Source organism: Herbiconiux oxytropis, assembly GCF_024979315.1.
In the GTDB taxonomy this organism is placed as follows: domain Bacteria; phylum Actinomycetota; class Actinomycetes; order Actinomycetales; family Microbacteriaceae; genus Herbiconiux; species Herbiconiux oxytropis.
In genome coordinates this window covers 187,777-208,802 of sequence record NZ_JANLCK010000004.1, presented here as the reverse complement: position 1 = coordinate 208,802, position 21,026 = coordinate 187,777, and the positions used below count along the sequence as shown (strand labels likewise).

21 protein-coding genes are annotated in these 21,026 nt (G+C 70.2%); 18 read left to right on the top strand and 3 right to left on the bottom strand.

From position 1 onward, the window contains the following. Positions 1–6 precede the first annotated feature (6 nt). From N1028_RS09480 to N1028_RS09455, 6 genes are all read left to right on the top strand, one after another. Positions 7–612, top strand: a complete 606-nt coding sequence (locus N1028_RS09480) for a hypothetical protein (RefSeq protein ID WP_259527049.1) — start codon at positions 7–9, stop codon at positions 610–612. A 252-nt stretch (positions 613–864) separates the two neighbouring features. Continuing rightward, positions 865–3,156, top strand: a complete 2,292-nt coding sequence (locus N1028_RS09475; protein WP_259527047.1) for a polyribonucleotide nucleotidyltransferase — start codon at positions 865–867, stop codon at positions 3,154–3,156. 317 nt (positions 3,157–3,473) lie between these two features. Further along, positions 3,474–4,838 carry a M16 family metallopeptidase gene (locus N1028_RS09470; RefSeq protein ID WP_259527045.1) on the top strand — a complete coding sequence of 455 codons (1,365 nt, stop codon included), beginning with the start codon at positions 3,474–3,476 and terminating at the stop codon, positions 4,836–4,838. Next, entirely contained in the window at positions 4,838–5,440 is a 603-nt protein-coding gene (locus N1028_RS09465) for a histidine phosphatase family protein (protein ID WP_259527043.1), read from the top strand. The genes N1028_RS09470 and N1028_RS09465 overlap by 1 nt, the downstream gene beginning before the upstream one ends. A 52-nt stretch (positions 5,441–5,492) precedes the next feature. Then, the gene (gene dapB, locus N1028_RS09460; RefSeq protein ID WP_259527041.1) at positions 5,493–6,335 is read left to right on the top strand and encodes a 4-hydroxy-tetrahydrodipicolinate reductase; all 843 of its coding nucleotides are present in this window, start codon (positions 5,493–5,495) and stop codon (positions 6,333–6,335) included. Beyond that, complete coding sequence (locus tag N1028_RS09455) at positions 6,332–6,784, top strand: tetratricopeptide repeat protein (RefSeq protein ID WP_259527036.1); 453 nt, start codon at positions 6,332–6,334, stop codon at positions 6,782–6,784. Before dapB ends, N1028_RS09455 begins: the two co-directional genes overlap by 4 nt. Positions 6,785–6,809: 25 nt before the next feature. On the opposite strand, the gene N1028_RS09450 is transcribed toward N1028_RS09455, so the two are convergent. Further along, complete coding sequence (locus N1028_RS09450) at positions 6,810–7,697, bottom strand: TIGR01777 family oxidoreductase (protein WP_259527034.1); 888 nt, start codon at positions 7,695–7,697, stop codon at positions 6,810–6,812. Continuing rightward, positions 7,694–8,128, bottom strand: coding sequence for an OsmC family peroxiredoxin (locus N1028_RS09445; protein WP_259527032.1), 435 nt, complete (start codon positions 8,126–8,128; stop codon positions 7,694–7,696). Before N1028_RS09445 ends, N1028_RS09450 begins: the two co-directional genes overlap by 4 nt. A gap of 231 nt (positions 8,129–8,359) precedes the next feature. Between N1028_RS09445 and leuA the strand changes: the two genes are divergently transcribed. From leuA to N1028_RS09410, 7 genes are read left to right on the top strand one after another with little or no spacing between them, the layout of a single operon-like run. Beyond that, positions 8,360–10,126, top strand: coding sequence for a 2-isopropylmalate synthase (leuA, locus tag N1028_RS09440; RefSeq protein ID WP_259527029.1), 1,767 nt, complete (start codon positions 8,360–8,362; stop codon positions 10,124–10,126). 38 nt (positions 10,127–10,164) lie between these two features. Further along, the gene (locus tag N1028_RS09435) at positions 10,165–10,836 is read left to right on the top strand and encodes a GAP family protein (protein ID WP_259527028.1); all 672 of its coding nucleotides are present in this window, start codon (positions 10,165–10,167) and stop codon (positions 10,834–10,836) included. A gap of 24 nt (positions 10,837–10,860) precedes the next feature. Then, on the top strand, positions 10,861–11,400 hold the full coding sequence (locus N1028_RS09430) for a septum formation family protein (RefSeq protein WP_259527026.1): 540 nt from the start codon (positions 10,861–10,863) through the stop codon (positions 11,398–11,400). 28 nt (positions 11,401–11,428) lie between these two features. Beyond that, positions 11,429–12,196 carry a DNA repair protein RecO gene (gene recO, locus N1028_RS09425; protein ID WP_259527016.1) on the top strand — a complete coding sequence of 256 codons (768 nt, stop codon included), beginning with the start codon at positions 11,429–11,431 and terminating at the stop codon, positions 12,194–12,196. Positions 12,197–12,224: 28 nt separating this feature from the next. Continuing rightward, positions 12,225–13,034, top strand: a complete 810-nt coding sequence (locus N1028_RS09420) for an isoprenyl transferase (protein ID WP_259527002.1) — start codon at positions 12,225–12,227, stop codon at positions 13,032–13,034. Between the two features lie 52 nt (positions 13,035–13,086). Then, positions 13,087–13,758 carry a DsbA family oxidoreductase gene (locus tag N1028_RS09415; protein WP_259527001.1) on the top strand — a complete coding sequence of 224 codons (672 nt, stop codon included), beginning with the start codon at positions 13,087–13,089 and terminating at the stop codon, positions 13,756–13,758. Further along, a complete protein-coding gene (locus N1028_RS09410) occupies positions 13,755–13,922 on the top strand; it encodes a hypothetical protein (protein WP_259526999.1) in 168 nt (55 codons plus the stop codon). Before N1028_RS09415 ends, N1028_RS09410 begins: the two co-directional genes overlap by 4 nt. On the opposite strand, the gene N1028_RS09405 is transcribed toward N1028_RS09410, so the two are convergent. Then, positions 13,909–14,394 carry an aminoacyl-tRNA deacylase gene (locus N1028_RS09405; protein ID WP_259526997.1) on the bottom strand — a complete coding sequence of 162 codons (486 nt, stop codon included), beginning with the start codon at positions 14,392–14,394 and terminating at the stop codon, positions 13,909–13,911. The two genes, N1028_RS09410 and N1028_RS09405, sit on opposite strands and share 14 nt — an antisense overlap. Before the next feature lie 81 nt (positions 14,395–14,475). On the opposite strand from N1028_RS09405, the gene dusB reads away from it, so the two are divergent. The 5 genes from dusB to N1028_RS09380 are packed head-to-tail and all read left to right on the top strand — an operon-like array spanning position 14,476 to position 20,962. Further along, positions 14,476–15,660, top strand: coding sequence for a tRNA dihydrouridine synthase DusB (gene dusB / locus N1028_RS09400; RefSeq protein WP_259526995.1), 1,185 nt, complete (start codon positions 14,476–14,478; stop codon positions 15,658–15,660). Then, a complete protein-coding gene (locus tag N1028_RS09395; protein ID WP_259526988.1) occupies positions 15,653–16,981 on the top strand; it encodes a deoxyguanosinetriphosphate triphosphohydrolase in 1,329 nt (442 codons plus the stop codon). The genes dusB and N1028_RS09395 overlap by 8 nt, the downstream gene beginning before the upstream one ends. 4 nt (positions 16,982–16,985) lie before the next feature. After that, entirely contained in the window at positions 16,986–18,968 is a 1,983-nt protein-coding gene (gene dnaG, locus N1028_RS09390) for a DNA primase (RefSeq protein ID WP_259526986.1), read from the top strand. A gap of 24 nt (positions 18,969–18,992) precedes the next feature. After that, entirely contained in the window at positions 18,993–19,955 is a 963-nt protein-coding gene (locus tag N1028_RS09385) for an ATP-binding cassette domain-containing protein (RefSeq protein WP_259526984.1), read from the top strand. Further along, positions 19,952–20,962 (top strand): D-isomer specific 2-hydroxyacid dehydrogenase family protein, encoded by a 1,011-nt coding sequence (locus N1028_RS09380; protein WP_259526977.1) that lies wholly within the window; start codon positions 19,952–19,954, stop codon positions 20,960–20,962. Before N1028_RS09385 ends, N1028_RS09380 begins: the two co-directional genes overlap by 4 nt. The last annotated feature ends 64 nt before the right edge of the window (positions 20,963–21,026 follow it).

Below are 21,026 nucleotides of genomic sequence, written 5' to 3'. Positions count from 1 at the left end.
AGGGGGATGCATCCCTCGCCCCGCCGCAAGCCGCTCTGGCGCTGGGAGGTCTTCCTCTTCGCCGTCGTGCTGCTGCTCGCCATCGTCTCCGGATTCCTCGTGCGCGCCGACTGGGGTCTCGGTGGCGCGATCGCCGTGGTCGCGCTGCTGGTCGTCGCTGTGGCCGCCGCCGGGTTGCTGATGGTCCCCCTGCTGCGCCCGAACGGCCGCGACAGCGAGAACACCCTGCGCTCGGTCGAGGGGGTCGAGCTCGTGCCGCTCGATGGAGACGACTCCGACCCCCGGAGCGTGCGTGTGCTGCAGTCGGAGCGCAGGCAGACGGCCATCGAGGCGGCGAGGGCGAAGTCGGCGGGAGAGCCGACGGGCGTGCTGACTCCGGATGCGAGTCGCTGGCTCGGCCGGCGTCTGCAGGTGGCCGTCGACCTCGTGGCCGACGACGGCGCGGTCTACCGGGCCGGCTTCCTCCCGCCCGAGATCGACGGCAGGGTCGACGCGCTGGTGCGGCCGCTCGCCGCACGCGGCGCCGCAGCCGTCGTGCCCGTGCGTGTCGTGGGCGCCGAGCGGCCGTTCCGGGTCGAGATCGACGTGCCGGCGCGAGCGTTCCTCGGCTAACGCCCCCTTCACTGGTAGAGTGGAGGGGTTGAGAGCAGGCCGGCAGGTAGCTGGTCCTCGGTGGTGGGTTTCCGGCGCACGTCGTGCATCCGGAGTTCTTCTACTGGTGGCCAGCATGTGTTCAGTCACAGCGTCGCCCTTCAACGCACAAGTTCAGGGAACGTTCAACATCCCTGCTGTTTCCGCCTGCTCCCACGCGAGGAGTCGCACGCCCACACGGGGCCGCGACGCTAAACAAAGGAGAAAGACCTCTTGGAAGGTCCTGAAATCAAATTCGCCGAAGCCGTTCTCGACAACGGCAAGTACGGCACCCGCACCGTCCGCTTCGAGACCGGCCGCCTCGCGCAGCAGGCTCAGGGCGCCGTTGCCGCTTACCTGGACGAAGACACCATGCTTCTGTCCGCCACGAGCGTCTCGAAGAACCCGAAGGACAACTTCGACTTCTTCCCCCTCACGATCGACGTCGAGGAGCGCTCCTACGCCGCCGGCAAGATCCCCGGCTCGTTCTTCCGCCGCGAGGGCCGCCCCTCCACCGAGGCCATCCTCGTCTGCCGCCTGATCGACCGGCCGCTTCGCCCGTCGTTCGTCAACGGCCTCCGCAACGAGGTCCAGGTCGTCATCACCGTGCTCTCGATCGCTCCGGACGAGTTCTACGACTCGCTCGCGATCAACGCCGCCTCGGCGTCGTCGCAGATCTCAGGCATCCCGTTCTCGGGCCCGATCGGTGCGGTGCGCCTCGCGCTCATGCCCGGCTACGGCACCGAGCCCGACCAGTGGATCGCGTTCCCGAAGCACTCGCAGCTCGAGGAGGCCGTCTTCGACATCGTCGTCGCCGGTCGCGTCGTGACCGCAGCCGACGGCTCGCAGGACGTCGCCATCATGATGGTCGAGGCCGAAGCCACCGAGGGTTCCTGGAACCTCATCAAGGCCGGAGCCACGAAGCCCAACGAGGCCGTCGTGGCCGAGGGCCTCGAGGCAGCGAAGCCCTTCATCAAGCAGCTCGTCGAGGCCCAGGCCTCGATGGCCCAGCAGGCCAACAAGGCGGTGCGCGAGTACCCCGTGTTCCTGCCCTACACCCAGGCCGCATACGACGCCGTCGCCGCTCTCGCCTACGACGAGCTGGTGGGCATCTACCAGGTCGCCGACAAGATCGAGCGCCAGAACGCCGACGACGCACTGAAGGACCGCGTCAAGGCCGCCATCGCCGCGAAGGTCGAAGCGGGCGAGCTCGACGCCGACATCCTGCCGACGGTCTCCGCCGCCTACAAGTCGGTCACCAAGACGGTCGTACGTGGGCGCATCCTGAAGGACGGCGTTCGCATCGACGGCCGCGGCCTCGCCGACATCCGGCCGCTCGACGCCGAGGTCGCGGTCATCCCGCGCGTGCACGGCTCCGCCATCTTCCAGCGCGGTGAGACCCAGATCCTGGGCGTCACCACGCTGAACATGCTGAAGATGGAGCAGCAGATCGACTCGCTGAGCCCGATCACGCACAAGCGCTACCTGCACCACTACAACTTCCCGCCCTACTCGACCGGTGAGACCGGCCGCGTGGGTTCGCCGAAGCGTCGCGAGATCGGGCACGGCTTCCTCGCCGAGCGCGCCCTCGTGCCGGTGCTGCCCGCGCGCGACGAGTTCCCCTACGCCATCCGTCAGGTGTCCGAGGCCCTCGGGTCCAACGGATCCACCTCGATGGGCTCGGTCTGCGCCTCGACCCTGTCGCTGCTGAACGCCGGTGTGCCGCTTCGCGCACCCGTCGCCGGCATCGCCATGGGCCTGGTGTCGGACGAGGTCGACGGAGAGACCCGCTACGCGGCGCTCACCGACATCCTCGGTGCGGAAGACGCTCTGGGCGACATGGACTTCAAGGTGGCCGGAACAGCTGAGTTCATCACCGCGATCCAGCTCGACACCAAGCTCGACGGCATCCCCACCTCGGTGCTCGACGGTGCGCTGAAGCAGGCGAAGGCCGCGCGCGACGCGATCCTCGCCGTGCTGAACTCCGCCATCGACGCGCCCGACGAGATGGCTCCGACCGCGCCCCGCGTGATCTCGGTGCAGATCCCCGTCGACAAGATCGGCGAGCTGATCGGCCCGAAGGGCAAGACGATCAACGCGATCCAGGACGAGACCGGCGCCGACATCTCCATCGAGGAGGACGGCACCGTCTACATCGGCGCTGTCGACGGTCCGTCGGCCGAGGCCGCCCGCGCCCAGGTCAACGCCATCGCGAATCCGCAGAACCCGGAGATCGGCGAGCAGTTCCTCGGAACCGTCGTGAAGATCGCCACCTTCGGCGCCTTCGTCTCGCTCCTTCCGGGCAAGGACGGCCTGCTGCACATCTCCGAGGTGCGCAAGCTCGCCGGCGGCAAGCGTGTCGAGAACGTCGAAGACGTGCTCGGCGTGGGCCAGAAGATCCTCGTGGAGATCACGAAGATCGACGACCGCGGAAAGCTCTCGCTCGCCCCGGTGCTCGCCGAGACCGGCGACACCGACAGCAGCGCGGCCGCCAGCGAGGGCCCGGAGGCTCCGGCCGAAGGCTGAGTTTGCTGCTGGGGGCGGCGTGCTTCGCGCGCCGTCCCCAGTGCGCGCCGGTCCCTGCCCGGCGCGCGCGACATGTGAGGGTGCGGTCGCTTCGCGGCCACGCCCTCACCCTGGGTCATCGAAAAAGGCCCGTTGCGTGGTGTTCCCGTTCCCAACACTAGGGAAGTGGCACACCACGCAACGGGCCTTTTTCTTGTACCCAGGGCGGTACCGGTGCCGGGCGGCGCCGCGCAGCGACGTCGAACGACACCGGCACCGCATGTCGCCCGCGCCGCAGGAGCGGCGGCGCGGAAACAAAGCCAGCTAAACTCACTCCAATGACCACCGGCGCTGTACCTCTGCCTCTTGATGTTCCGGAACTGTCCATCGGCACTGTCGCCGAGGGACTCGTGCGGCGAACGATCCTTCCGAGCGGGGTGCGGGTGCTCACGGAGCACGTGCCCGGCAGCCGGAGCGCGACGATCGGCTACTGGATCGGGGCCGGGTCGCGGGACGAGCTCGGTGCTGTCGACGGGCTGCCCTCGCGGCACGGGTCGACGCACTTCCTCGAGCACCTGCTGTTCAAGGGCACGCCGTCGCGCACGGCCCTCGACATCGCCATCTCCTTCGACTCGGTGGGCGGCGAGCACAACGCCGTCACGAGCAAGGAGTACACCTGCTACTACGCCAAGGTGCGTGACGCCGACCTGCCGATGGCGGTCTCGGTGCTCTCCGACATGGTGACCTCGTCGCTCCTCGACCCGATCGAGTTCGAGAACGAGCGCGGCGTCATCCTCGAGGAGCTCGCGATGGCCGAGGACGACGGCGGCGACCTCGTCGGCGAGAAGATCTTCGAGGCCGTGCTCGCCGGGCATCCGCTCGGTCGGCCCGTGGGCGGCACGCCCGACGCCATCCGCGCCGTCACCCGAGACGCGGTCTGGCAGCACTATGCCGCCGGCTACCGCCCGAACGACCTCATCGTCTCGGCGGCCGGCGCCGTCGACCACGACGAGCTCGTGTGTGCGGTGGAGGCCTCGCTCCGGCTCTCGTCGTGGGATCTCGACACCCCGGCCGCTCCGCGCCCCCGTCGCTCGACCACAGCATGGACCCCGGGGGAGATAGCCCCCGTGACCGTCGTGCGGAAGCCCACCGAGCAGGCCAGCGTGATGGTCGGCATGCCCGGCATCGTGGCGGGCGACGATCGCCGCACCACGATGGCCGTGCTCAACTCCGTCTTCGGCGGCGGCATGTCGTCGCGCCTGTTCCAGGAGGTGCGCGAGAAGCGCGGCCTCGCCTACTCGGTCTACTCCTACGCCGCCTCCTACTCGGATGCGGGCGTGTTCATGATGGCGGCCGGCTGCACGCCCGGTCGCGAGAGCACCGTCACCGAGCTCATGCTCGCCGAGCTCCGCCGCCTCGCCGACGACGGCATCACCGCCGACGAGCTCGACCGGGCGCACGGCCAGCTCTCCGGATCGGCCGCCCTCGCCCTCGAGGACAGCGACACCCGCATGTCGAGGCTCGGCCGTGCCGAGCTCACGCTCGGCGAGTTCGTCGACCTCGACGAGAGCGTGCGGCGCCTGAACGCCGTCTCCCGCGACGACGTGCAGCGTCTCGCCCGCGAGCTCGCGGACGGCCCGATGGGGATCGCCGCCGTGGGCCCCGTCGACGCCGACGCCTTCTCGCCGGCGGTGACCGTCTGATGGCGCACACCCTCTACCTCGTGCGGCACGGCGAGCAGCTCGACGCCGAGCACGGCGTGGCCGACGGCCCGCTCTCGCCCCGCGGTCAGCGCCAGTCCCGGCTGATCGCCGACCGGCTCGGCGGCGTTCCCTTCGACAACGTCTGGCACTCGCCTCTTCAGCGGGCAGAGCAGACCGCGCACATCATGTCCGAGCACCTGCCGGCGCTCGATCCGCAGCCGAGCGCGCTGCTGTTCGACTGCGTGCCCTCCGGCTACTCGCCGCAGATGCCGCACGCCTTCGAGGCCTTCTTCAACTCCGTCACCGAGGCCGAGCTCGAGGCCGGGCAGGCGCAGATGTCGGATGCCGTGGCCGAGTTCCTGACTCCGGCGCGCGAGACCACGCACGACCTGCTGATCACCCACAACTTCGTGATCGCCTGGTTCGTGCGCGAGGCGATGGATGCGCCGGAGTGGCGCTGGGCGGGGCTCAACCAGGCGCACGGCGGGCTCACGATCATCCGCTTCAAGTCGGGGCGCCTGCCGGAGCTCGTGGCCTACAACGACCTCGGTCACCTGCCGGTCGAGCTGCGCACGGGCATGAACGACCCCCAGCCCTATTGAGCGCACCCGCCGATCCGGGCGGTCGTTCACGCCCGCCGGGTAGATTGGTGGCATGACTACGAAGGTCGCCGTCGTCGGCGCAACGGGCAAGCTGGGGCGGCTTATCGCCGACATCGTGGAGGACTCGGCCGAGTTCGAGCTCGTGGCGTCGCTGGATTCCCGCAGCCCACTCGAGGAGATGCTCGCTGCCGAACTCGTGGTCGATGTGACCGTGCCCGGCGTCAGCCAGAAGGTCGTCGAGTTCGCCGTCGCGAACGGCCGCCAGGTGCTCGTGGGCACCTCGGGCTGGTCGGCCGACCGTCTCAAGGGGCTTCGTCGCCTGCTCGGCGACCCCCCGGCATCCGGAGTCGTCGTGGTGCCCAACTTCTCGCTCGGCTCGGTGCTCGCCACCTCCTTCGCCGCAATGGCCGCCCGCTTCTACGACTCGATCGAGATCATCGAGGCCCACGCGTCCACGAAGGTCGACTCGCCCTCCGGCACCGCCGTGCGCACCGCCGAGCTGATGGGCGATGCGCGAGCAGCCATCGGACCGGTCTCCGCTCCACATACCGACCAGCGGGCCCGCGGGCAGCAGGTCGCGAGCATACCGATCCACAGCCTGCGGCTCGCCGGGGTCGTCGCGAAGCAGGACGTCGTGTTCGGCGGCACGGGGGAGGTGCTGACCATCACGCACGAGACCATCTCGCCCACGGCCTACGCCACGGGGATCGGTGTGGCGCTCCGAGCCGCGGTCTCGGCGCGGGGAGTCGTCGTGGGGCTCGACAAGCTCATCGATCTCGACGGTCGCGGGGTTGCGCCGACGGGAGAGGGCGCCGTGGCCGACGGTGCCGGTCCGGCGACCGGTCCCGAGAACGTCTCGGGGCAGGCCGCCGGTGCCACCAGCGTGAACCCGTGAAGGGGCGTGTCGCCGCACTCCTGACGGCCGTGCTTCTGGCGATCTACCTCGTGCTGGTCGCTCAGCGGGCCGTGCTCTTCGTGCTCACGGGCGAACCGATCGGCATCGTCATCGGGGTGGCGCTCATCGTGCTGCCGATCATCGGCGCGTGGGCGCTCGTGCGCGAACTCATGTTCGGTGCCCGCACCCAGCGGCTCGTGGAGCAGCTGGACCGCGAGGGCGAGCTTCCGGTCGACGACCTGCCCAGGCGGGCGAGCGGTCGCCCCGAGCGCGACGCGGCCGACGCCTCGTTCGGGCTCTATCGGGACGCCGTGGAGAAGGACGAGACCGACTGGCGCGCCTGGTTCAGGCTCGGCCTCGCCTACGATGCCTCGGGCGATCGGAGGCGCGCCCGTCAGGCGCTCCGCACCGCCATCGCCCTCGAGCGCACGCCAAGGGCCCGGAGCTGATGCTCGGCTGAGGCCCGGAGGGGAATCAGAGCTGTTCGAGCGCCGAACCGATCGTGCCGTCGGCGAACTCGAAGCCGTCGGCCATGAGCTTCTGGCTCGAGACGTCCTGATCGGCGAGCAGCAGGTCGCGGCCGGCGTCGGCCAGCGCCGCCTTGAGCGCCCACGCGGGAGCCGGCAGCCAGTACGGCTTGCCGAGTTTCTCGGTGAGCTCACGCACGACCACGGCGGCGGCCACGGGCCGGGGCCCCACGAGGTTCACCGGGCCCTCGAGCGAGGAGTCGAGCAGGTGCCGGACGGCGGCTGCCTCGTCGCGGAGGCTGACCCACGGCCAGATCTGCTCTCCGGAGCCGAGGGGGCCGGCGAGACCCGCCTTGGCGATCAGGGCCAGCGGCTTGAGTGCCCCACCGCCCTTGCCGATCACGAGGCCTGTGCGCATCGTCACGACCCTGGTCGCCTCCGCCGCCGGGGCGGCGGCGCGCTCCCAGGAGTCGGTGACCTTCGCGAGGAATCCGGTGCCTTGAGAGGAGGACTCGGTGAGGGTCTCACCGGGGCGGTCGCCGTAGAAGCCGACGGCGGAGCCGCTCAGGAACACGGCGGGCGGGGAGTCGGAACGCCGGATCGCCTCGGCGAGGGTGCCCGTGGCCTGGAGCCGCGACTGCAGGATCTCGCGCTTGTACGGCAGCGTCCACGGCAGTCGCGAGATCGACGCCCCGGAGAGATTGACGACGGCGTCGACGCCGTCGATGATCGAGGTCTTGATCCAGCCCGCCTCGGGATCCCAGCTGCGCTCGGTGGCGGTGCGCGCGGGCCGGCGCACGAGGATGAGCGGGGTGTGTCCTTCGGCCTCGAGCTGCCGGGCGAGCTCGGTGCCGATGAAGCCGGAGCCACCGGCGATCAGGACGGTCTTCGTCATGCCAGGCTCGCTTCCAGGGTGATCGGGACACCGGCGAGGGCTCGCGAGACCGGGCAGCCTGCCTTGGCCTCCTCGGCGATCCGCTGGAACGCGGCCTCGTCGATCCCGGGCACGATCGCGCTCACGAGGAGGTGGCTGCCGGTGATGCCCGAGGCGACGTCGAAGGTGACGGCGGCGGTGGTCTGCAGCGACTCCGGGGGAGTGCCGGCCTCGGCCAAGGCGTTCGCGAAGGCCATCGAGAAACACGAGGCGTGCGCGGCGCCGAGGAGCTCCTCGGGGGTCGAGACGGCGGCGTCGCCGGCGACGCCCTCACTCCGCGCTCTCCAGTTCACCGCCATGCTCGCGGCGCCGGAGCTGTCGAGGGTCACGGTCCCCGCCCCGCTGGTCAGGTCACCGTGCCAGACGGTGGTCGCTTCGCTGGTCACAGCCATGTCGTGCCTCCTGTCGGTGGCTCCAGACTAGGCGTCCCGGCCGGGATTCCGCTGGAGCTCGGGCCGCGCGGCCCGCAGGCACGCGGGCGCCGGACCTGCCGTGCTAGCCTGATCTCGTGCTTTTCGGTCTGTTCCTTCTTAGCTGCCGCGACGAGTCCTAGTTCTCAGGCCTCCCTCGTCGCGGAGTTCGCCATTGGCTGACCACACCACAACCCACGAGGGAACGCACCGATGAAGAACAATCAGGCAGCCTCTGCCATGCCGATCCACAAGTACCGGCCCTATCACGAGCAGATCGCCGTCGATCTGCCCGACCGCACCTGGCCCGCGAAGCGCATCACCGAGGCGCCGCGCTGGTGCGCCGTCGACCTCCGCGACGGCAACCAGGCCCTCATCGACCCGATGAGCCCCGAGCGCAAGCGCATCATGTTCGACCTGCTCGTGAAGATGGGCTACAAGGAGATCGAGGTCGGCTTCCCGAGCGCCTCGCAGACCGACTTCGACTTCGTGCGCTCCCTCATCGAGGAGAACGCGATCCCGGACGACGTGACCATCCAGGTGCTGACCCAGGCCAGGGAGCACCTGATCAACCGCACCTACGAGTCGATCAAGGGCGCGAAGCAGGCGATCGTGCACCTCTACAACTCCACGAGCATCCTGCAGCGCGACGTCGTGTTCCGCACCGACAAGCAGGGCATCATCGACATCGCCCTCGAGGGCGCCCGGCTCTGCCGCGAGGCCGAGAAGTCGATCCCGGAGACGGACGTCAACTACGAGTACTCTCCCGAGAGCTACACGGGCACCGAGCTGGAGTTCGCGGTGGACATCTGCAACCAGGTGCTCGAGGTCTTCGAACCGACGCCCGAGCGCAAGGTCATCATCAACCTGCCCTCGACCGTCGAGATGGCCACCCCCAACGTCTACGCCGACTCGATCGAGTGGATGGGGCGGCACCTCGCGCACCGCGAGAACGTCATCATCTCACTGCACCCGCACAACGATCGCGGCACGGCCGTGGCCGCGGCCGAGCTCGGCTACCTGGCCGGCGCAGACCGCATCGAGGGCTGCCTCTTCGGCAACGGAGAGCGCACGGGCAACGTCGACCTGGTGGCGCTCGGCATCAACCTGTTCACCCAGGGGATCGACCCCCAGATCGACTTCAGCGACCTCGACGAGGTGCGCCGCACCGCCGAGTACTGCAACCAGCTCAAGGTGCACGAGCGGAGCCCGTGGGCGGGAGACCTGGTCTACACGGCCTTCAGCGGTTCGCACCAGGATGCGATCAAGAAGGGCTTCGAGGCGATGGCCGCCGACGCCGCCGCCCAGGGCAAAGACGTCGACGACTTGGTCTGGGCCGTTCCCTACCTGCCGATCGACCCGAAGGATCTGGGCCGCTCCTACGAGGCGGTCATCCGGGTCAACTCGCAGTCGGGCAAAGGCGGCGTGGCCTACCTGCTGAAGACCGACCACGCGCTCGACCTGCCGCGGAAGCTGCAGATCGAGTTCTCCGGCGTCGTGCAGGCGAAGACGGATGCCGAGGGCGGCGAGGTCACGAGCGACCAGATCTGGACGATCTTCCAGGACGAGTACCTGCCGGCTCCCGCCGACCGCGCCGAGGAGAAGTGGGGCCGGTTCGAGCTCACCCGCACCCGCACGGCCAGCGACCTCTCGGGATCCGTCTCGCTCGAGGTCGAGCTGCGCAACGGCGAGCAGGTCGTCGAGACCGGCGCCACCGGCAACGGACCCATCGCGGCGTTCCTCAACGTGATGAGCGAGCAGGGCATCGAGATCAAGCTCTACGACTACGTCGAGCACGCGCTGAGCGCCTCGGGCGACGCGCTGGCCGCGGCCTACGTGGAGCTGCAGGTCGACGGCACGCGGCTGTGGGGCGTGGGCATCGACGCCGACATCTCGACCGCGTCGTTGAAGGCCGTCGTCTCGGCCGTCAACCGCGCCCTCCGGGTGCGCGACGCCGACCGCGAGCTCGCCGCCGTCTGACCCCGCGGGACGTTCTCCCCGGGCACTAGCATGAGCGCATGCTGACAGTGCTCGGGGAGATCCTCCCGCTCGCCTTCGCGGTGATCATCTCGCCGATGCCGCTCGTGGCCGTGATCACGCTGCTGCTCGGGCCGAAGGGCCGGGCGAACGCCGTCGCTTTCACGGCAGCGTTCGCCGTGGCCTTCTTCGCGCTCACGCTCGGCCTCGCCTCGGGATCGAAGGGCACCACCCAGAACGACTCGTTCTTCGCGCAGCTGTTCCACATCGTGATCGGCTTCGCCTTCGCGGCGCTGTTCTTCTACCTCGCCTACCGCAGCTGGAAGAAGCGGCCCCGGAAGGGCGCCACCCCCGCCGAGCCGAAGTGGCTCGCGGCGATGGACTCGTTCGGCGTGGTCAAGGCGGCCGGGCTCGGGGTGCTCCTCGGCGTGGCGAACATCAAGAACGTGCCGGTCGCGATCGCCGCGGGCGCCGCCATCGGCACGGCCGATCTCGAGTGGCCGCTCGTGGTCGTGGCCTCCGCGGTCTTCGCACTTCTGTCGTGCCTCGGCCTGATCGTGCTCTCCGTCGTGGGGGCCTCGCACTCGAGCACCGTCTCGAGCGGCCTCGCCTCGGCGAAGGCGGCGCTGATCCGGCACAACAGCCTCATCATGATGGTGCTCTTCGTCATCCTCGGCGCGCTGCAGCTCGGGCGGGCCCTCGAAGCTCTCTGAGCGACATCTTGATATACTGAGGAAATGTCAGCATCTCGTTTCCTGGTCATCAACGTCCTCAGTCTCGTCTTGGTCGCCGGCAGTCTCGCAGCGTGTTCGGATCCGACCGCACCGCCCGGTGGTGCCACGCAGACAACGCCGTCTTCTGTGTCCACGCCAGCCGACACGGCCATGCCTGAGGCGACTGCGCCGCCGTCGACCGAGACGTCGACCGAGAGCGTTTTCTCGCTCGACGTCGGGGAGTGCTTGAACGACGACGGTCATCTGTTCGTCGAAGATGTTCCGAAGGTGGACTGCGGGGCACCACACGACTTCGAGGTCTTTGCGAGCCTCGAGCTGACATCGGCGGAATTCGATCTGATCGGCACGAAGACGGAAGCAGAGGAAGCCTGCAAGGGGCCCTATGCGGAGTTCGTCGGCCTCGCTTTCGATGACTCGGTGCTCGACCTGATGACCTTTCATCCCACTGCGAACTCCTGGATGTTGGGTGATCGCCGTGTTTCGTGCCTCATCGGCGATCCCGGTGTGCAGACGGTGGGCTCTCTGCGCGGGGCGCTGCGCTGAGCGGGAGCCGAGGAGCGATACTGGACGGGTGCCCGTTTACCGAGATGAAGCCGTCGTGCTGCGCACCCACAAGCTGGGTGAGGCCGACCGGATCGTCACGCTCCTGACGCGGCAGCACGGCAAGGTGCGCGCCGTCGCGCGCGGGGTGCGGCGCACCGCCTCGAAGTTCGGGGCGCGGCTCGAGCCGTTCATGGTGGCCGACGTGCAGTTCTACGAGGGCCGCTCGCTCGACAGCATCACCCAGGCCGTGACCATCGGTTCGTACGGCGCCGAGATCACCGCCGACTACGCGAGCTACACGGCAGCCAGCGCCATGGTGGAGACGGCCGACAAGGTCACCGAGCACGAGCCCTCGCTGCAGCAGTACCTGCTGCTGGTCGGGGCGCTCCGCTCGCTCGCCCGGCGCGAGCACGGCGTCACGTCGACCCTCGACTCCTACCTGCTGCGGGCGCTCTCGATGGCGGGCTGGGCCCCGAGCTTCCACGACTGCGCCGTCACGGGCGAGGCGGGGCCGCACTCGGCGTTCGTGGTGCAGCTCGGCGGCGTCGTGAGCGACCAGGTGGCGCCTCCCGGCACCCCTCGGCTCGATCCGGGCACCCTCGAGCTGCTCGCCGCGCTCCTCACGGGCGACTGGGCGGTGGTCGACGCGGCCGCTCCCGGCACCCGCGCACGCGCGAGCGGTATCGTGTCGGCGTACACCCAGTGGCACCTCGAGCGCGGTCTCCGCTCGCTCGAGCACGTCGAGCGGATCGAGGGCCCGGACCACCGGCCCCGCGCCGCCCGGCCGGTCTCCTGACCGTGCCCCCGATGGCGAAAGAGTGTCCGTGAGCCGAGTCCGCAAGTCCCCGCCGCCTGCCGAGCCGTTCCGCGCACTCGACTGGACCGGCCTCCAGCCGCCGGCCGTGCCCCTCGCCTCGGTGCCCGAGCACGTGGCGATCGTCATGGACGGCAACGGCCGGTGGGCCAACCATCGCGGCCTCACCCGCATCGAGGGTCACCGGGCCGGCGAGGCGGCGCTCCTGGACGTCGTGGCAGGCGCAATCCAGATCGGTGTGCAGCACGTGAGCGTCTACGCCTTCTCCACCGAGAACTGGAAGCGTTCGCCCGAGGAGGTGCGCTTCCTGATGGGCTTCAACCGCGAGGTGCTGCACCGCCGGCGCGACCAGCTGAACGAATGGGGTGTGCGCATCCGCTGGGCCGGCCGCAAGCCGAGGCTCTGGGCGAGCGTCATCAACGAGCTGCAGCTCGCCGAGCGCATGACGGCCCACAACAGCACCCTCACCCTCACGATGTGCGTCAACTACGGCGGCCGCACCGAGATCGCGGATGCCGTGCGCGCGATCGCCGACGACGTGGCCGCCGGCCGCATCCGGCCCTCTGCCGTGTCCGAGAAGCTGATCCAGAAGCACCTCTACGTGCCCGACCTGCCCGATGTCGACCTCTTCGTGCGGAGCTCGGGGGAGCAGCGCACCTCCAACTTCCTGCCGTGGCAGTCGGCCTACGCCGAGATGGTGTTCCTCGATCGCCTCTGGCCCGACTTCAGCCGTGTCGACCTCTGGCAGGCCATCGAGCACTACGCCGGCCGCAACCGCCGCTTCGGCGGCGCGGTCGACGCGCCGAAGACCGACGGTTGACGGCTGGCGGCCGGCGAGGAATGGGGATGCCGCCTCGCGCGTTGGGTCTGTCGTGAGTGATTCCATCAAGATCGACATTTGGTCCGACATCGCCTGCCCCTGGTGCTACATCGGCAAGCGCAAGCTCGAGCACGGGCTCGAGGAGTACTCCGCCGGCGTCGACGCCCTGCCGGTCGAGATCGAGTACCACAGCTTCGAGCTCTCTCCGGACACACCGGTCGACTTCGACGGCTCGACCACCGACTACCTCGCCGCGCGGAAGGGCATGCCGGTGGAGCAGGTCACCCAGATGCTCGAGCGCGTCACGGGCATCGCCGCGTCCGTCGGACTCGACTACGACTTCGACGAGGTCAAGCACACCAACACGGTGAAGGCGCACCAGCTCATCCACTACGCCAAAGCGCACGGCGTGCAGCTGGCCGCGAAGGAGCGCCTCCTCAAGGCGTACTTCGTCGACGGCCGGCACGTGGGCCGGGTGGAGGACCTCGCCGATCTGGCCGCCGAGATCGGGCTCGACCGGGAGGACGTGCTGCGGTCGCTGAACTCGGACGAGTTCCTCGAGGACGTGCACGCCGACCAGCGGCAGGCCCAGGCCTACGGCATCCAGGGTGTGCCGTTCTTCGTGATCGACGGGCGCTACGGCATCTCGGGAGCCCAGGAGGCCGCCGCATTCGTGCAGGTGCTCGAGCAGGTCGCGGGCGAGCGCACCGAGGTGGGGGCATGACCGGGCTCACGATGGTCGGCGGCGCGGGCATGAACTGCGAGGGCGACAGCTGCGCCATCCCGGGGGCCGCAGCTGTCTCAGGCACCACGGAGCCCGCAGCTGACTCAGGCACCACGGAGGCCGACTTCCAGACCCCCGAGCACGCCGGAGTCAGCGCGGAGTGACCGGCTCCGAGATGTCGGCGACCGTGGCGTCCATGGCCGCCGCGAGGGCATCCGCCTCGACGAACGCGCTGTGGCCGTGCGCTCCCGCGCCCATCGCCACCCGGCGGCCGCGGAACGACTCGTCGAGGTAGACCGGCCATGCGGTCGTGCTGCCGAGCGGGGTGATCGTGCCCCGCTCGTAGCCCGTGGCCTCGAGCGCGACGTCCTGGTGCGGCATGGCCAGGCGGTTGACGCCCACGAGGGAGCGCAGTTTCGGCCAGCTGATCTGCCGGTCTCCCGGGATGAGGGCGAACAGGAAGTCGCCGTCGTGGCGCTTCACGACGAGGCTCTTGAGAATGCCCGAGGGCAAAAGGCCCAGGAGTTCCGCCGCCTCCTGCAGCGAACCGGCCTGCGGGCGCTCCACGATCTCCACCTCCAGCCCCAGCTGATCGGCGTGCTCGCGTACCCGGTCGGTCCCCGTCTTGTCACTCACATCCTGAGCCAACGCCCGCTTCGTCCACAGGATTCCCGGAATCGTCCGGAGCACCGCCCTCGTCTGGGAGAATCGATACCGATGTCCACTTCAGCACTCACCGACCAGAAGCTCTCGATCGGGCCCATCCGGCTCGACGTGCCGGTCGTGCTCGCGCCCATGGCCGGCATCACCAACACAGCGTTCCGCAGGCTCTGCCGGGAGTTCGGTGCCGGCCTCTACGTCAGCGAGATGATCACGAGCCGCGCCCTCGTCGAGCGCAATGAGGCCACCATGCGCCTCATCACGCACCACCCCTCCGAGACACCGCGCTCGATCCAGCTCTACGGGGTCGACCCCGCCACCATGGCCGAGGCCGCCCGCATACTGGTGGCCGAAGACCGCACCGACCACATCGACATGAACTTCGGCTGCCCGGTGCCCAAGGTCACCCGCAAGGGCGGGGGAGCCGCCTTGCCGTGGAAGACGGGGCTGTTCCGCGAGATCGTGGAGCGCGTGGTCGACGCGGCCGGAGACATTCCGGTGACGGTCAAGATGCGCAAGGGCATCGACTCCGACCACCTCACCTACCTCGAGGCCGCGAAGGCCGCCGAGGGCGCAGGGGTCGCGGCCATCGCGCTGCACGCGCGCACCGCGGCCGACTTCTACAGCGGCCAGGCCGACTGGTCGGCGATCGCCCGCCTCAAGGAGACCGTCTCGAGCGTGCCGGTGCTCGGCAACGGCGACATCTGGTCGGGGGAGGATGCTCTGCGCATGGTCGACGAGACGGGCTGCGACGGCGTCGTGGTGGGCCGGGGTTGCCTCGGGCGCCCCTGGCTGTTCGGCGACCTCGCTGCTGCGTTCCGGGCACGCGCGGGCGAGATCTCGGAGGAGGAGGCGGCGCGGCTCCGTGCGGCGCCCTCGCTCGGCGACGCGGTGAAGACCCTGCGCCGGCACGCCGAGCTGCTCGTGGAGTTCTTCGGCGACGAGGGAAGGGCGTGCCGTGACATCCGCAAGCACGTCGCGTGGTACCTCAAGGGCTATCCGGCCGGTCATGAGGTGCGCGCCTCGCTCAGCACGGTCGGCTCGCTCGACGAGATGGACGAGATCCTCGCCACCCTCGACTGGTCCGAGCCCTACCCGGGCCGCGATGCGGAGGGACCGCGCGGTCGTGCCGGCAGCCCGAAGAAGCCGGCGCTGCCCGAGAACTGGCTGGCCTCCCGAGACCTCGAACGGGCCGGACGGGCCGACCTCGCCGCGGCAGAACGGGAACACAGCGGTGGCTGACGCCCTCGACCTCACGACCTATGCGCCCACCAAGGGCTACGCCGACGCCGACGCCGAGCGGCTCCTCCCCGAAGAGCACTACACCCGACGCAGCGACTTCGCGCGCGACCGCGCGCGCATCCTGCACTCGTCGTCGCTGCGCCGTCTCGCCGCCAAGACCCAGGTGCTGAGCCCCGCCGTGGTCGCCGACTTCGCGCGCAACCGGCTCACCCACTCGCTCGAGGTGGCGCAGGTGGGCCGGGAGCTCGCGGCGAGCCTCGACCTGGATCCCGACGTGGTCGACTCGGCGTGCCTCGCGCACGACCTCGGGCATCCGCCGTTCGGGCACAACGGGGAGAGGGCGCTCAACGAGTGGGCGCGGTCGATCGGCGGCTTCGAAGGCAACGCGCAGAGCCTGCGCATCCTCAGCCGGCTCGAGCCCAAGGTCATGGGGGAGACGGGCCAGAGCTACGGCCTCAACCTCACCCGTGCGAGTCTCGATGCGAGCTGCAAGTACCCGTGGACCGCGGCGAGCCCGGTCGAGGATCCGAGCGGCCGGCTCAAATACGGCGTCTACGACGACGACGTGGAGGTCTTCGAGTGGCTCCGCCAGGGTGCACCCGAGCGCACGCTCTGTGTGGAGGCCCAGGTGATGGATCTGTCGGACGACATCGCCTACTCGGTGCACGACTTCGAAGACGCCGTGCTGAACGGCTACATCGAGGTCGAGGTGCTCGGCGCCCGGGTCGACCACGAGGCGCTCGTGCGGAGCGTCCACGCGCGCGCCGGCGGCGGCTTCACCCTCGACGAGCTCTCCGAGGCCTTCGAGCGCCTCGACTCGCTGCAGGTCTGGCTCTCGGAGTGGGACGACTCGCGGCAGGCCCACGCGAAGCTCAAGAACCTCACGAGCCAGCTCATCGGCCGGTTCGCCGGGGCGGCCACGAGGGCCACCCGTGAGGCCTACCCCACGCCGAGCATCACGCGCTACAAGGCGAACGTCGTGGTGCCCGACTGGGTCGCCGCCGAGATCGCCACGCTCAAGGGCATCGTGTCGGTGTTCGTGATGTCGAACGACGCCAGGCAGCCGCTCTACCTCGACCAGCGCACGCTGCTGATGGAACTCGCCGACGCCCTCTGGGAGTCAGGTGGCAGCGCGCTCGACGCGGCGTTCGCGGGAGACTGGCGTGGAGCCGACGACGACACCGCACGGCGCCGGGTCGTGGTCGACCAGGTCGCGAGCCTCACGGACCAGACCGCCGTGCTCTGGCACGAGCGGCTGTGCGGCTCCTCTGCCGGGCGGGCGGCGCTGCCGCCCTCGCTGGCCGGCCGGAACGCGTCGTAGCCCGATGGCAGGGTTGATCCGCCGCGGCGACATCGACGAGGTGCGCTCGCGCACCAACATCGCCGATGTGGTGGGCGACTTCGTCACCTTGAAGAGCGCGGGCGTGGGCTCGATGAAGGGGCTCTGCCCGTTCCACGACGAGCGCTCACCGAGCTTCCACGTGCGCCCGCAGGTGGGCTTCTACCACTGCTTCGGTTGCGGCGAGGGCGGGGACGTCTTCACCTTCCTGCAGAAGATGGACCACGTCACCTTCTCCGAGGCCGTCGAGCGACTCGCCGCCAAGATCGGCTACCAGCTGCACTACGAAGACGGCGGCACGCCGAGCGACCAGGGCAACCGAGCGCGCCTTCTCGCCGCCAACGAGGCCGCCCGGGAGTACTTCGCCGAGCAGCTCACCGCTCCGGGGGCCGACGCCGGCCGCGCCTTCCTGGGGGAGCGCGGCTTCGATGCCCAGGCCGCTGCGCGTTTCGGCGTGGGCTACGCCCCGCAGGGGTGGGACAACCTGGGCAAGCATCTCAAGGGCCGCGGTTTCACCGAGGCCGAGCTCACCGCCGCCGGGCTCCTGAGCGCGGGCGACCGCGGCACCTACGATCGCTTCCGTGGCCGGCTGATCTGGCCCATCCGCGACCAGACGGGTCAGACCGTGGGCTTCGGCGCGCGCCGCCTCTTCGACGACGACAAGGGCCCCAAGTACCTCAACACCCCCGAGACGCCGGTCTACCACAAGGCCCAGGTGCTCTACGGGCTCGACCTCGCCAAGCGCGACATCTCGCGCAGCCGCCAGGTGGTCGTGGTCGAGGGCTACACCGACGTGATGGCCTGCCACCTCGCGGGCGTCACCACCGCCGTCGCCACCTGCGGCACCTCGTTCGGCGTCGACCACATCAAGATCATGCGCCGTGTGCTCGCCGACGACTCGGCGGGCCTCGGCGAGGTCGTGTTCACCTTCGATCCGGATGCGGCGGGCCAGAAGGCCGCCCTCCGCGCGTTCAGCGAGGAGCAGCGCTTCGCTGCTCAGACCTATGTGGCCGTCGCGCCCGACGGTCTCGACCCGTGCGACCTCCGCCTGGCCAAGGGCGACGACGCCGTGCGGCGGCTGGTCAAGGGCAAGCGGCCGATGTTCGAGTTCGTCATCAAGCAGAAGCTCTCGGCCTACGACCTCGAGACGGTCGAGGGGCGGGTGGCGGCGCTGCGCGATGCGGCGCCCATCGTGGCCGAGATCCGCGACCCCGCGGTGCGGCCGGGCTACGCGCGGCAGCTCGCGAAGATGCTCGGCCTGGAGCTCGACGAGGTCAACGCGGCCGTGGCGCGAGGCCGCAGCGGCAACGAGCGCGGGGGAGACCGGTCGGGCGACCGCGCCGGCAACCCCAGTGGTCGTGTCGACCCTCGCGACCGCGCGGCACTACCTGCGGGCGGCTCCGGTGCGTCCGGGGGGCCGGGTGCCACGTCGCCGGCGGCCGATCCGCTCATCGACTCGGTCACGAGCCTCGCACCGATCGAGCAGCGGCCGAGCGTGTCGCTCACCCAGCTGCCTTCCACCACGGCCGTGCGCACCGAGCGCGACGCCCTCATGGCCATCCTGCAGGCACCGGTGGCGATCGGCCGCGACCTCCTCGTGCAGGCGAGCGTCTGCGGCTTCAGCCACCCCGCCCTCGCCGCGGTGCGCGACTCGGTGGGCCGGAACGTCGACTCCTTCGAGCGGCCGGACTGGATGACGGTGGTGCAGAACGACGTGCCCGAGGAGTACCGCTCGCTCGTGGAGCAGCTCGCCGTGGCGCCCATCCCCGAGCGCCCCGAGCGGCAGGTCGAGCTCTACCTCCGCCGCATCACGATCTCCCTCATCGAGCGCGACATCCTTCGCCGCAAGGAGCTGCTGCTCGGCCGCCTGCAGCGCACCGACGCGGTGGCCGACCCCGCGGCCTACCGCGAGGTGCAGGTGCAGCTCGTGCAACTCGAGGCCGACCGACGCGCCTTCCTGGCGGAATAGTGGTGAGCGCCTAGGCTCTGTGCAATGGCCGACCGACACATCCTCCATGCCTCCGACGTGACCATCGAGTACCCCGCACACAGTGTGAGTGCGGCGCACACGGCCGTCAGAGGCGTCACCCTCACGGTCGCCCCCGGCGAGATCGTGGGGCTCGTGGGGTCGAGCGGATCGGGCAAGTCGACTCTCGCCCAGGTCGCCTCCGGCCAGGCCGCGGTGCGCACCGGCAACGACGGTTCGCCGCGCGTGGTCGGCGGCAGCCTCGAGGTGCTGGGCTACGAGATGCGCGGCCTCAAGCGCCGCAAGCTCGCCGAGTTCACCCTCGGTGTGGGCTACGTGGCCCAGGACGCCGGTTCCCGGCTGACCTCGAACATGACGGTCGCCGAGCTCGTGGCCGAGCCGCTGTTCCTCCGCGACAAGCGCTTCGACCGCAACGAGGCGGGCCTCAGGGCCGCCACCCTCGTCGACGCGCTCCTGCTTCCGGTCGGCACGATGCTGAAGCAGCCGCACGAGCTCTCGAGCGGCCAGCGCCAGCGCGTCGCCGTGGCCAGAGGGCTCATCCTCGACCCCGTGCTGCTGATCGCCGACGAGCCCACCGCCGGGGTCGACGTCTCGGTGCGCGGCGCGGTCATCGACGTCATCGCCGGCCTGCAGCGGTCGCGAGGCGCGAGCGCCCTGATCGTGAGCCACGACCTGGAGTCGCTGCGGCGGGCGGTCGACCGCGTCGCCGTCATCCATGAGGGCGTCGTGGTGGGTCTCGGGACCATGGACGAGGTCTTCGACGACCCGCGTCATCCCTACGTGGCGAGTCTCGCCGCGGAGCTCCACGACCACGAGGAGCTGCACGCGGACGACCACGAAGTCGAGGACGACGAGGACGACGAGTTCGAGGACGACCGGTTCGAGGACGACTACGACATCGAGGATGCTGCGGCCGGCGAGAACGGGATCGCCGGGGGAGTCGCCGGCGACGGGGACGACGCCCGATGACTTCTCGTCCGGCGCAGCACCGCGCGGTCCTGTCAGCGCGCACGGAGGTCGTCCCCGACCACGAACGGCCCACACCCGGGCCGATCGCCATCCTCCCGACACCGTCGCCGCTGTTCGCCCGGGCGATCGAGTCCGCCGGCGGCACCGTCGCCGAGCTCTCGCCCGAGACCCGCGGCATCGTCTGGCTCGACCAGGCGGGAGCCGAGGAGTTCGCGCGCGCGTTCGACGCGCATCCCGGTGTCGAGTGGGTGCAGCTGCCCTGGGCCGGGGTCGACGCCTTCGCCGACGTGCTCGCCCGTGAGGCGGCCTCGCCGCGCCCTCGCCTGATCTGGACGAGCGCGAAGGGCGCCTACGCCCAGCCCGTCGCCGAGCACGCCCTCACGCTCATGCTCGCGCTGCTGCGCGATCTCCCGACGCGGGTGGGCGCCCGCAGCTGGGGCCCCAAAGCCGGCACGTCCCTCTACGGTCTGAACGTCGTGATCGTGGGAGCCGGGGGCATCGCGCTCGAGCTCCTGCGGCTGCTGGAGCCGTTCGGGGTGCGGTCGACGGTGGTGCGGCGCTCGAGCGACCCGGTCGCCGCGGCCGGCCGCACGGTGTCGAGCGACCTCCTGCACGAGGTGCTCCCCGAGGCCGACGTGGTCGTCCTGGCGGCGGCACTCACCGCCGAGGGCACGAGCCGGATGCTCGGCGCCCGGGAGTTCGAGCTCATGCGTGATTCGGCCTACGTCGTCAACATCGCTCGCGGGGGCCTGATCGAGACGGATGCCCTCGTCGAGGCCCTCATGGCCGGCCGGATCGCCGGAGCCGCTCTCGACGTGACCGATCCGGAGCCGCTGCCGGACGGGCATCCGCTCTGGAGCGCTCCCGGCGCGATCATCACCCCGCACACCGCCGACACGCCGGAGATGACGTCCCTGCTCCTCGCCGAGCGACTCCGCCACAACGTGCGCGCCTTCCTCTCGGAGGGCGATTTCCAGGGCCGGGTCGACCCGGCGTCGGGGTACTGAGTCGCTCCTCAGCGGTCGATTCCGGGTGCCGTGTCCGAGGGTGGTCGAAAACGGTGGTAATGTA